At 67.7% G+C, this 12,097-nt stretch carries 12 protein-coding genes; 1 reads left to right on the plus strand and 11 read right to left on the minus strand.

The annotated features are described in order from the left end of the window. From NE2_RS36145 to NE2_RS34060, 11 genes are all read right to left on the minus strand, one after another. Positions 1 to 638: type VII secretion target (locus NE2_RS36145; protein WP_218018723.1), on the minus strand; the 638-nt coding region annotated here is incomplete at its 3' end. 139 nt (positions 639 to 777) lie between these two features. Beyond that, a complete protein-coding gene (locus NE2_RS34015) occupies positions 778 to 3,321 on the minus strand; it encodes a hypothetical protein (protein WP_063032822.1) in 2,544 nt (847 codons plus the stop codon). A gap of 5 nt (positions 3,322 to 3,326) precedes the next feature. Further along, on the minus strand, positions 3,327 to 3,626 hold the full coding sequence (locus tag NE2_RS34020) for a hypothetical protein (protein WP_063032824.1): 300 nt from the start codon (positions 3,624 to 3,626) through the stop codon (positions 3,327 to 3,329). Between the two features lie 19 nt (positions 3,627 to 3,645). Further along, positions 3,646 to 4,002 carry a hypothetical protein gene (locus tag NE2_RS34025; RefSeq protein WP_030518544.1) on the minus strand — a complete coding sequence of 119 codons (357 nt, stop codon included), beginning with the start codon at positions 4,000 to 4,002 and terminating at the stop codon, positions 3,646 to 3,648. 76 nt (positions 4,003 to 4,078) lie between these two features. Continuing rightward, entirely contained in the window at positions 4,079 to 4,846 is a 768-nt protein-coding gene (locus tag NE2_RS34030; RefSeq protein ID WP_063909561.1) for a hypothetical protein, read from the minus strand. Beyond that, positions 4,843 to 5,187, minus strand: a complete 345-nt coding sequence (locus NE2_RS34035; protein ID WP_051757257.1) for a YbaB/EbfC family nucleoid-associated protein — start codon at positions 5,185 to 5,187, stop codon at positions 4,843 to 4,845. Before NE2_RS34035 ends, NE2_RS34030 begins: the two co-directional genes overlap by 4 nt. Beyond that, entirely contained in the window at positions 5,184 to 6,680 is a 1,497-nt protein-coding gene (locus NE2_RS34040) for a PPE domain-containing protein (protein WP_063032826.1), read from the minus strand. Before NE2_RS34040 ends, NE2_RS34035 begins: the two co-directional genes overlap by 4 nt. Positions 6,681 to 6,709: 29 nt before the next feature. Then, positions 6,710 to 8,428, minus strand: coding sequence for an SF-assemblin family protein (locus NE2_RS34045; RefSeq protein ID WP_063032828.1), 1,719 nt, complete (start codon positions 8,426 to 8,428; stop codon positions 6,710 to 6,712). Continuing rightward, positions 8,418 to 9,296 carry a hypothetical protein gene (locus tag NE2_RS34050; protein ID WP_146165386.1) on the minus strand — a complete coding sequence of 293 codons (879 nt, stop codon included), beginning with the start codon at positions 9,294 to 9,296 and terminating at the stop codon, positions 8,418 to 8,420. Before NE2_RS34050 ends, NE2_RS34045 begins: the two co-directional genes overlap by 11 nt. 9 nt (positions 9,297 to 9,305) lie before the next feature. Beyond that, positions 9,306 to 10,898 (minus strand): hypothetical protein, encoded by a 1,593-nt coding sequence (locus tag NE2_RS34055; protein WP_146165387.1) that lies wholly within the window; start codon positions 10,896 to 10,898, stop codon positions 9,306 to 9,308. 103 nt (positions 10,899 to 11,001) lie between these two features. Then, positions 11,002 to 11,541, minus strand: a complete 540-nt coding sequence (locus NE2_RS34060; protein WP_063032836.1) for a hypothetical protein — start codon at positions 11,539 to 11,541, stop codon at positions 11,002 to 11,004. A 279-nt stretch (positions 11,542 to 11,820) separates the two neighbouring features. On the opposite strand from NE2_RS34060, the gene NE2_RS36800 reads away from it, so the two are divergent. Further along, a partial coding sequence (locus NE2_RS36800) for a hypothetical protein (protein ID WP_218018724.1) occupies positions 11,821 to 12,097 on the plus strand: 277 nt, incomplete at its 3' end.

The following is a 12,097-nucleotide window of genomic DNA, read 5'->3' on the forward strand; positions in this document are numbered from 1 at the left end:
GCGGGGGTGGCGGCCGCCGCACCGGTGTTGGCGCCGGAACCGGACCCGGCCTGGGTGCCTGTGGAGTCCACGGCGCCCATCGGTGCGGCCGCTCCCGGTGCGGCGGCGGCGACGCCGGGGACGGTCGCGCCCGGCGATTGGTCCGCCGCGTCCGGCTGTTGCTGACCGGCGCCCGGCGTCTGCGGACCGGTGACCGAAGGACCGCCGTCGAGCGGCGACGTGCCGAGCGGCGAGATACCCGTCGGCGTGCGGCCGTCGCCGGGGCCGAAGGTATGGCCGTTCGGCCCAGCGTGCGCCGGTGTTCCCTGCGGTGACCCGTGCCCGCCGATGTCGTCGCCCGCTCGCCGGAAATCCGATGCGATGCCGTGGTCGGCGTTTTCATAGGACTCGGCCGCGGCGATCAACTGATCCGCGGTGTGGTCGTGGTCGTCGGCCAGCTTGTCACCCGCCCGTTTGCGGGCGTCGTAGTAGTCGTCGAGGGCATCCTTGACCGGCTGGGCGATCTTGCCGTACGTGGGGATGAAGCTGGCGAGCCAATCGTACGGCGGTTGCGCCCATTCCCGGGTTTCGCGCGCGACCTGACGGTGTTGCTCTGCCAGTTGACGCAGCACCGCAGGGTCGATCTCCATCTCCGGCATGCCGCACAATCCTTTCCGCCACTGACGAGATCATTGTCGGCGCTGGACAATTCCCACTGCCGCGCCATTGTTCCCAGTGCAGGGAAGTTCTGGGCGCGCACGGCATTCCGACCGGTTACGGTCCACCGCTTCCTGGTGCTCACCGCCGCGTGGGGCCGACACTGACCGACGAGGTCCGAGGCGGTCCCGGCGGCGTCGGATCCGGTCCCGGCGGAGCCGCGGCCAATTCCGCCAATTGCGCATGTGCGTACACGGCGTCGCGCAAGGTTTGGCGAGTCGGTTCGGCCGCGAGCAGCAGGACCAGTTCGTCACAGCGTCGCTGGCACACCATCGCACGCAGGACCGCGGCCTCTCCCCGGGCGCCGGATTCGGACCGCAACTCGCCCAGCGCTACGCGGGACACATCCGCGCGCAGCGGCAACATCGAGGCGGCGATCAGCGCGTCGGCGTCGCGCAGTTCGTCCCACAGCGGTTCCGGCACCGCCTTGCGCTGCGCGATCGCCTGCAGAATGCCGGCGCGAATCGCCCCGGCTCCCAATGAATCCGGCGCCCGCCCCAGTGTGGCGGCCCGGGCGTGGCCGTCGCGCGCCAACTCCACACACCGCTCGGCGATGCGATCCGGAGGAGTCGCGGCAACGCGATCAGCCAGCTGCGCCGACCCCACGAGTTCGAGCCGGTCGGCCAAACCCGCGGCCGGCGTACCGAAATCCATCACCGCCGCGGCCGCGACCGAACCCTCCGTCGGAACCGCACCGAGCTGGGCACTCAGCGCGCCGTCGATCGGCTGCGAGGAAACCAGCGCCGAGAGCCGCGCCCCGATCTTCGCGCCCCAGGCGATTCCGAATTCGGCCAGGATGCGCGCCGGATCGCCGACGCCCTCCCAGCCGCTGCCATCGGACTCCGACCATACCCACGGCGTGGACAATTCCCGCGGCAGATACAGCCCGGCCGGCAGCCAACCGCGCCCTTCGTTGGACGTGACGAACGCGGTCACGCCGCCGGAATGACGCAGCACGGACACCGCCCAGTCCACACCGAGCGCCGAATCCCCGGCCGCGGCGAGCAGACTGCTCAGGAGGCTGCGGGCCAACACCAGGTCGCCGTCGACACGTTCGCCGAGTACGAAGGCCGGGGCCGACGCCGCCACCATGGCCGCGCCGACCGCATCCCGCACGACCTCGTCGCTGCCGGACTGTCCCGGAATACGCTGCGGGGGAATCGCTTTCGCCGCCGGTGGCGCAACCGGGGATCCAGGTGGGCCGGGTGGGTTGCCGACCATGGGCCCCTTCCCCCCGGGCGCGGAGATCCGCGAGTCCGGTGGCGATCCGGGGCGGGTGTCGGCACCGGCCGGCGGCGGGGTTGCCTGCGCCGCGGGCGCGTTCATCCGATCGACGGGGGCCGATACGGAGGGACCGAGCGCCCCGGGCTGGGGCACGACCAACGGCGCCGACATCACCCCGCCCGCCGCAAGGCCCGACGCGCCGATCGGAGCGATCGGGCCCAGCTCGGCACGATGTCCCGCCTCGTCGTGTTCGGTATCGTCGTCCGGATGCGACGTTCGGCCGAATTGTCCTCCGCCGGAGTCGTTCTCGTCATGACCGCGGCCGGACTCGGAGCCGTGCCCGGCGGCGGGCTCGACATGTGTGTCCGAGGCGGTCCCGGCGACCGGGGCGTCCGGCTCGTGCGAGGCACCGGAATCGGCCACCGGTGCGGCGTCCACGGTATGGTCACCGCTATCGCCGGGTCCGGCGTGATTCGGAGCCGCGGGCGCCCACCCGGAGTTCTGCCCCGGAGCAGGCGCGCCGACCGGTGCCGTCGGAGCGGGCGCGTTCGGCGCTTGGTCCTGAGGGCCCGCCGACGGGGCCGGCATGTGATCGACCGCGGCCGGCGGGTCGCCGAACAGCCGATCCCGCAGCCGATTCGCGATGTCCTCGAACGGCGGTGGAACATGAGAGAACATCCCCGGATCGAGCCGGACCGACCCGGGTAGGAACGGGAAGCGCGGCATCGGATCGTGCATCGGACCAGGCATCTGCTGGTGCGCGCCGCCGCCGGGGTACCGGGGGCGGCCGCCGGCCCCCGGCCCACCGTCCTGCCGCCGTCCCGGATGTCCCGGGCCGCCCGGGCCGTTGCCCCGCGCCCAGGGATTCGGCCGGCCCAGCAATTCGGCGATCACGGCGAGCTCCGGAAGACCCTGCGGGCCCAACATGTTCAGCGCATTGCGCTCGACGTCGGCGACCTCGTCCCGAGCCTCTCGGACGATCGCGGAGATCCGCCGCTGTTCGGCGGCTTCGTCCTCGTTTCCGTTCTTGTCGGTCTCCTGCTGCCGGACCCGCTGAATATCGGCGTCCGCACGATCGACGATGTCGAGGATCCGATGCCGGGTGCGATAGACGATGTCGCCAATCTGCCCGAAGGTATCGGACGCGGCGACCAGGGCATCCACCAGCTTACGCAAGCTGTCCTGCTGGTTCAGCATGTCGCGCTTGGCCGGCTCCAATCCGTCGCTGGACGGAACGCGTTCGGAAAACAGGCGCCGGGCACGATCGGCCTCCTCGGGGTCCACCGCCTCGGCGGCGTCGCGAACCATCGTCTGCAGATTGTGCCAATCCGACGGCGGAACCGCGGGCCAATGCTTGCCGACGATGTCGTCCCAATAGGGGCTACCGTGCTCGGAACCCATGCGCGTCAGGCCGATCGCACGCCGGCGCCGCTGTCGATATCCGCGTTGTAGAGGGCGTTCACGGCCTCACGCACGGCATCATTGGTGCCACCGCTGTGACCGTTGCGCGCGGTCACAAAGTCGGTGATCCACTCGCCGACTCGATTGCGGATGTGCACCGCCCTGTCGTCGAGTTCCGATTCCGGGCGATGGTGCACGGCCAGATTCCCGATGTGCTGTGACACCTGCCCGGTGTTCGCAGTGACGGCGACGTGGAACTGGTCGGACGCGTCTATGGAGCTTTCCTGACCGTCGATGTGCAACATGACGGACTCCTGTCTGTAGCTAGAGCGTGGTGCCGAATTCGGCACTCTCCATCGCCCGGTAGGACGCCTCGGTCGGCAGATCGAACGAGTCCACCGTGTAGGGCCGCGCGCCGTTGTACTCCATCTCCGCGCGCAGCCCGACGCGGGATTTCATATGCGCGAGCCGCGCCAGTCGCAGGATCTCGTTGGCGAGCCAGCTGTCGCCGTTGTCGCGCGCCTCGTCGGACAGGTGCAGACCGACCACCTCGCCGTCCCGGTCGCAGGCGACGCCGACGCTGTGGTCGGGGTTGAAGACCTCGTAGGTCATCGACTTCCAATCCGGCGCCGGTGCATCGGATTCGGTGTCGTAGTCGTCGAATTCCAGATCGTCGTTCATCCGTTCTCCTGTGTCTTGCGGGACTTGCGGGTCACCCGCACCCGGTCGGGCCGACGGGGAGGCTTCGCAGTGTGTCTCATCGACCCTCCGAAAGTTCAGGGGCGAGCGCACCTCGCGGCGGTGGTGCGACGGCGCCGGCGGGTGGCGCGACGCTCGCGGTCGGCGGTGGTTCGTTCGAACCCGCTGGTGGTTCTCCGGTTCCCGACATCCGATCGACCAACTCGCTCCAGGCCGCGTCGCCGACCGTCATCACCTGGCGAAGCGACCAGAATCGCGAGCCCAGATACATCTCCCCGGTCCCGTCGGGTTCGACGTCCAGATGGTCCGGGCCGTCCGCTCCGTTGAGCGTCACCGTGGTCAGCGGCGGATTCATATCGTCGATATTGATGATCGTCGCACCGCCGCCCGGGATGAACGAGCGGCGGCAGCGTGGACTGTTACCGATCGCCACCTCGGCACTGTTGGTGGAGATGGTGATCTCCGGATTCAGCAGCAGTTGCAGAACCCACGACCGCGCGGCCGCCTCGGGCTGATCGGCGTTGATCGAAATAGTAAGGGCCGCGGCAAGATCCACCACCAGCATCGACTCGGAGGTGGTGACACCGACGATCACGAGCCGCTTCGGCGAACCGACCGGATGGGGCAGATCGTCGGCGGCGAAGGTGCTCACATCGGAGCTGGCGCCCGAAGCCGGATGAGCGCCCACCATTCCGGTCGCCACGTCGATGGTGAACGCCGCGATCGGGTGCAGACTGCGCTCGCCCACCCCCGCCAGCCGCACGAGGCCCTCCTCGTGCAGCCAGCGCACGGTGTCGGCGACGGTGACCGCCGCGGGTTCGGTCACGACAGCTGCTCCACCGGTTGCCCACCGACACCCTCTGTCTCGGGCGCGGGCTCAGCATCCATGATCACCTGGTACTGGCGTCCGGCGTCGGCGGAACTCTCGCGGATGGCGGACATGATCTCGGCGACCAGTTCATCGGCCTCGAACCGGTCGACCGTGCCGGGCGCCAGGTACAGGTCGGTCAGCCGCCCCATCGCATCCACCTCGGGGATGACGGCACCGCTCGGCGACGGGCGCCGCGCGCGGATCGCGTCGATACGTTCCCGTAGATCGGCGATCTTGTGGCGTAATTCGCGGGCGGCGTCCAGAGCCGCTTGGACGTCGGGATGGATTCCACTCATGCGCTACCTCCGGATTGACTCGGGGTCTGGTTGGCGGGTGACGGCGTCGGGGGTGTGACGGTCGGTGCGATGGTCGGCTTCTCACCGATGACCTGCTCGGTGTGCGGGGTGTCGTCGACGTACATCAGCCGATCGGGATGCCATGCCACGACCCGGTTGCGTTCGTTGCTGCCGCCGCCACCGCCCATACCGGGCGCCATCGGCATGTACGGCATCATCGGCGACCCACCGGCGGCGCCGCGGGCCGCCGCGGCCGCCGAGGAGGACAGCGGCTCGATCACCGGTGTGCGAGGCATATTCGACGCGCTGCTCGCCGCGGTCCCGGCCGTCGACGCCGACGCCACCATCGGCATCGGGCCGACGCTGACGGTCGGTGTGCTCGTGGAGCCGCTGTCCAGCCCGCTGGTGATGTCCCCGATCGGCATCGCGCCACCGCCGCCGTAACCGCCACCGGCGGAACCGTAGTCGGGGTAGCTGCCGTAGTCGTAGCCGTAATCGGAGCCGTCGAGCCCGTCGAGCGAATCCGTGCTGCCGCCCTGGCCCAGCTGCGACATCATCCCGCCCTGCATCAGCGAGCTCATCATCGTGGGCAGCATCTGGGCCAGCATGCTCATGTCGCTGCCGCTCGAATCACTCTGCGAGCCCGAGGTTTCCGACCCTTTCGAGGGGCCCTTCGAGTTCACCGCCGTGGAGTAGTCGGTGACCGTCTGGGCCGAGCGCGCGTTCTGCTCCTGGAACTTCGCCAGCGCATCCTGCACGCCGAGTTCGTTCTTCGAGCGCATCGCCGAGACCAGTTCCTTGCGGGCGGCGATGATCTCCTGGGGCGTGGGATGTTTGGCCTTCGCCGCGGTGAAGGCGTCGGCGTAGTTCTGGGCGTTGTCCGCCAGGTCCCCCAGCGCGGATCCGAGCTGGTCGAGCCAGCTGCGGTGTTTCGAGAGTTGCTGTGCAGCCGCCGATCCCACCGGTGTCCAGTGCTGCATGCGCAGCGCGGCCTGATCCAGACCGCTGGTGGCATCGGCATGCGTGGTCGACAGGTAGTTCCGCACGTTTTCGGCGAAGCGGGCGGCGCCTCCCGGCCCCGGACCGGTATGCAATTGCTGGGCGAAGGTCAGCGGATCGACCTCCGCGCCGACGGCCGGCAATCGGAAGGTCGGCGCGAACCGCGGTGTGTGCGGCGGAGTCTCGGCCACCGGGTTGGTCAGCAAATCCGAACCCGCGCCGCCGATATCGCGCCCGGCCTGCTCGTCGGCCTCGGTGTAGTCCACCGCGGCGGCGCCGATGTTCCAGGCGGTGCGATGCACCTCGTTCAACGCCCCGAGCACACCGTTGTACAGGTCCTGCGCACTGCCGTTCAGCTGTGGCACCGCCTGCGCGGAAATCGGATCCGCTCCGGCGGGAACCACCCAGCCTCTGGGCAGGGTGGCCCCACTGTTGTGGGCCATATCGGCCAGGGCGGATGCCGCCGAAACCAGTTCCGTCGGATCAACATTCAACGCTACGAGCTCCTCTCACCCTCCAGCCGTCAGATCGTCTGAGTGCCGGCCAGTGCCGACATCGTCGGACCGCCGGCGGACGGATCACCCGGCGCCGGCACCGCGGGCATGGCGTCACCGTGCGCGGCGCCTGTGCCCTCGATACCGGCCGGATGCGCGAACCCGCTGAAGTCGCCGAAATCGCCACCCACATCGGACATGTGCGCATCGAACCGCTTCAGCTCACCGCACACGATCACCTGCAGCGCATCACTACCGTCACCCGAACCGGCCGAGGTGTCGCCCGAGCCGGCCGAGGGATCACCGGAACCGCCCGACACACCGGTGAAACTCGCGGCACCGGTGAAATTCGCGGCGGCGGCGGTGCTCGGATCACCGGATCCGAAGGCGACGACGATCGCCGCGTGGTCCTTGTCCCACAGCGCGACATCGCCGGTCATCAACTGGCTCGGATCGATCCGCGCGCCGACCTGCTTGTTGTCCGACCACTTCGCCGTGGTGCCGGAATAGGCCGCCTTCGCGTCCGTGCCCTTGGTATTGGCGAAGGCCGCGTCCAGCCCCTGCGCGACGACCGGCGACACCTTCTGCTTCCGCTGGAAGTCGGGCGGGAAGGCGTATTCGATCATGCCGTCCGAACCTGGCACCCGCGGCGGCGGCGTGGTCCCGCCCGGCTGCGAGGACGTCGCGTTCGGAGGCGGACCGCCGGCGGTATTCGACACCGGCGTGGCGTTGTTCTGATTCGACCACGGCGTCGACGGAGCGGGTTGCTGTGGCTGCGCCTGTGCCAGCGGCTGCACCGCCCGATCGATCCGATTCGGATCCAGATCGTCGGCGCGGTTGCGCAGCGAGTCCGTGAGCGATCCGTAAGGATCCATGCCCATGCCCATCCCGTACGGATTCATGTACGGGTTCATCCCCATTCCCCCCATGCCCATCGGATCCATCATTCCACCCAAACCCGAACCGAGCGAAGGTGATTCGACCGGACTTGCCATCGACGAGTTCGGTGTCATCGCCGAGTCCTTGATCTGCTGAATCGCATCGTCGATCTTCGATTTGGCGTCGTCGGCCGTGGAGGTGTTGTCGGTCGGCAGTCCGGTATTGGGGTCGATACCCGTCTGGTTGCCGAGGTTCTCCAGCCCGTTGTCGGCACCGAGATTCAAGCCGGAACCATTGCCCGCGTCGCCGCCGTTCCCGCCGGCATTGAGCTTCCCCAATGCGCTGTCCAGTTCCGACTGAATGGCGGCATCGTGCTGCTGCTGAGTCTTCTCGAAATCCGCCGCCCAGGATTTGATGGCATCGGCGGCGGCGTCGTTCTGTCCGGCAGCCGGATCCACCGTGTCGATCAGTTCGGAGTACGCCTGGTCCATCATGTCGATGAATTGGATCTCCAGCACCTGCCCCTCCTCGAGCGAGGAGATCGAAGCGACGTTGTAGTTGATACCGCTGACGAGGTCACCCAGTTGTTTGAGTCCGTCCTTGGAGGTCTTCTTCACGTCGTCGACCTTCGCGCCGAGCTTCTCCAGCGAAGCGTCGTAGCTCTCCGCTTTCGCATTCATGCTGCTCACGGCGGAGCGGTATTGGGTCAGCAGATCCGATTGGCCCTGCAGTTTCTGGAGCGCCTGCGGCTTCAGCGTCGGCGTCTTCACCACCGCCACCGGCTTACCCTTCTCGGGCTCACCGAAGAGCTTCGCGTTCGTACTCAGCGCTTGTGCCAGCGACAGAGCGGTTTCCGTTTCATCCGACATACCAGCGCCGTATCTGGTCGTTCAAGCCCTTCGGGTACAGCAGAAACCCGGTGGGACTTTCGATCGCCACCTGATAACTCGGATCCTGGACGATCGGCTCTTTCGGGGGCGAGTCCATATATTGCTTGCCGCCCCACATGAGTTCGACATTCTGAGCCGTCGGTTTCGGTTTCGGGGTCTTGTCTTCGCCCCCGCTGTCGGATGAGGACGATCCCCCGCTCCGCCCTCCCGCAGTGTTGGACCCGATCGTCGCGCCCAGGGATCGCAAACCGGTGTTGCCCCAACCTGCTTGCCGGAATCCAGGCTGCTTGGCCCGCCCTTTGCCGCCCCGAAGTTCCTTTCCCGCACGGTCCAGGATCTTCTTGCGCTGCTGCATTTTGGAGATAGAGAATCCCGGGTTGTCGGCCTTTATCTGGGCGTCCTCCCATTTCTTCTGAGCAGCGGCTGCGTCCTTCTCTGCTGTCTGCACCGCTTTTTGAGCGCTCTGCCGGCCCGGCAGATTCAATCTGTTGGTATTGGCGAGTTTGTTTCTGGCCGCCTCGAGTGCGTCATCGGCAGTCTTCCACTCGCCGGCGGCCGTGGATGCGTCGGTCGACAGCGCCGTCGCCTTCCCGAGAGCCGATTCGGCCCCCCTGGCGCCGTACCGCGCCGCGACTCCGAGACCGCGCCCAACCCCGTCACCGATCAGGCTGCCCGCGGCGCCGTAACCGCCGGACTTCATCACGTCACCCACGTTGGTATCCCCCTCGACCAACGACTCGGTGGCTCCGCCGGCGAAGCCCGCGACCACCGACCCACCCAGGCCGGGAGCCACTCGACTCACGACGGCAGTCACGGCGAGGTTTGCCGCCAGACCCATCAAGCTCATACGAATCTCCTATGCCGGTACCGACACCTGCCCGCCGGCCGAGTAGTCGACGGGGATCGCCGGTGCAGGTGGTTGCGAATCGCTGGTCGCTTCGATGCCGGCGGGATGGGCAAAGCCGGCGAATCCACCGAAGTCGCCTTGCTTATCGCTCATGTGAGCGTCGAACTGCTTCAACTCACCTTGGATGATCACCTCCAGAGATGTGTTGCCGTCATCACCGAAAGCGACCACCAACGCGGTCCGCTGATCCCACGTGGCGACGTCGCCGGTGATCAACCGGCTGGGATCCACCGGATCGCCGATCTCCTTGCCGTCGGGCAGTTTCGCCGCGGTCTTCTCGTAGGCGTGCCGTGCATCCGTTCCTACGGCGTTGCCGAACGCGGCATCCAACGCCTGGGCCACCACGGGCGATACGACCTGGCTTCGTCCGTCGGGGAACGTGTAGACCATCACACCGTCGGCCGGCCGTGAAGCGGACACCGGCGTCACCGGCGCCGGACCCGGTCTCGACTGGGCCGACGGCGAACCGGCCTGGTTGGACGGAGGTGGCGTACCGGCCTGGGACGACGTGGCCGAAGTGGAATTCTGCGACGTCGGGCCACTCCGGGTAGCCGTCGACGGCGTCGCCGCAGACGCTGCGCGCGGCTCGGAGGCAGGCGCGGTCACCGCGCCGGACACTGCTCGGTTCGACGCGGGGCCGAGGTTCTCCGGGGTCGCATACCCGGCGCCTCGGCGGGCGTCGGCCATATCGGCCAGCCCCCGCATCGCCAGCGGCAACGCGTAATTCGCGGGCGAGAAGCCGGGTGTCGGAGTCGCCGACGAGGTTGCGGCCGGGGCGGCGGTTCCGACGGTCGAGGTCGGGTTGCCGGCCTGCCTGTTGCTGGATGGTTCCTCTGTGGCAGCACTGTCGTTCGACCGCGCGGCGAGACCGTTCGGCGACCCCGCCGAGGTGACGAAGGACGAACCCGGGGCGCTACCGGAGTCCCAATTCCACACCGGCGGAGCCGCCGGCGAATCCGCGGACGTGGAGTCACCGACGGATCCCACATATGGACCGGAGTAAGGCGAAACTCCGTCCGTACCGGTTGTATTCGTGGGCGCCTGCTTCGTGGACGGCGCGTCTTTCGGCGCAGGCGTTTGCTGCGCCGGTGGCCGGATCTCCCCGGCGAGCGCCTGGAATTGATTACTCAGATCCTGCATCGCCGCAGTGGCCATCGTGGTCGTGGTGAGAACGACGGTCATGACGTATTTGTCCTCGGTGATCTCTCCCCCACCGGATGCGATGCTCGCGTCCAACTCCCTGTCCTGGAGCAATTGGCCGAGATGTTCGACATCTTTCGGATTGACCTTTGCCAGTTCGTTCAGCTTTCCGATCAATGTCCGCAGACCCGCGCGGCCCTCGTCACACAGGTCACCTGCCTTATCCGGAATACCCACGATGATGCGATCGTTGTCCGACAGTCCTTCGTAGTAGGTGTCGAGGGTGGCCACCCACTCCTGATAGTTCGCGATCCGAGCTTTCTCCGCACCCGTGATCTTCCCTACCGGAAGCGTTTCGGGGATCTCGGATGCCTTCCCGTTCCCGAGGCTGTCCCAACTCATTTGGTACATCTTGACGAGGGCGCGGTACCGCATTTCGACAGCCTTGTTGAGAACCAGCCCGTCAGGCAGTCTCTGCGGGTCGGGCATCAGAATATGCGGCATGTCAGGCATTGGCCGCGAGCTCGTTTTTACTCATTATGTCGATGGTGGGCACGTCGCCGAACTTCTTCGGGTGGGCCTGATCCCACATCTGCCGTGCGGTCGACGGACCGGTCGCCGCTCCCAGAATCCCCATATAGGTTCGGGACGATTTCAGGTGGGCGCCGCCGAGCCGGGTCGGGATCGTATTTCTGAACAGCCCCTTCTTGCCGACGGCCAGCGCGGCCTTCTCGGCATCCCCCAGCGCATTCGCCTTCACCAACGACTTGCCAGCGAACAACAGCCCCTTCACACCCGCGCCACCGCTCACCCCGCCGCCCAGCAGGCCCCCGACCGCACCGAAAGCAGCACCGGCTCCGACGTTCTTCCAACTCCACCCGTCTTCGAAGCCTGACTGCAGCGCCCCGGCAGCAGCCCCGACCAGCCCGGCGCCGATGGGCCCACCCAGCGCGAAACCGACCCCGGTCGCGACACCGACGGCGATATCGCCGATGTGGTCGGAAACGAAGTTCCCGACACCTTTGAAAAAGTTGCCGAGGCCCATGCGATCACCTGCCCGGCCAGCAGTAGGTGCCAGTCATCCCGCGATCCCCGTCCTGCCGTGGGTCCGATCTCCCCCTCATTCTCGGGGATTCCCACTGTTGGGAATTCGATACGGAGCCGGACCGGCGAGGATTGAGAGGAGCTCGCGCACAGACGAATCGGTGCGCCGCGGCGAACCGGCCGGGATCGATGCGGAAGGAGTGCCGATGCCCCTCCTGCAGTCGCTTACCGCCTTACACCGCTGGGGCACCGTCGCCCTCATCCGCCCGAGGAGCGGCGAGTGACCAGCATCGAGAGCACGGCGCCGGTGGTTAGCGACGGCTCGGAGGATCCCGCCACCGATCCCCACGCGGACACCCGCCCCGACGCGGACGCCGAGGCCCCTACCACGCCCTGGACAGCACCTCGGCGGCAACAGGATTCGAGCGGTACCCGAGCCGCGGTGCCGAATACGTCTCCGTGGACGGATCAGCGCGGCACGTCCTCGCCGCAGAGTTCGGGAGTGCCGGAGCACTCGACCACGTCGTCCGCATCCGGGTCATGGAGTCCCGCCTCCA

Origin of the sequence: Nocardia elegans NBRC 108235 (assembly GCF_001612845.1) — a bacterium.
Taxonomy (GTDB): domain Bacteria; phylum Actinomycetota; class Actinomycetes; order Mycobacteriales; family Mycobacteriaceae; genus Nocardia; species Nocardia nova.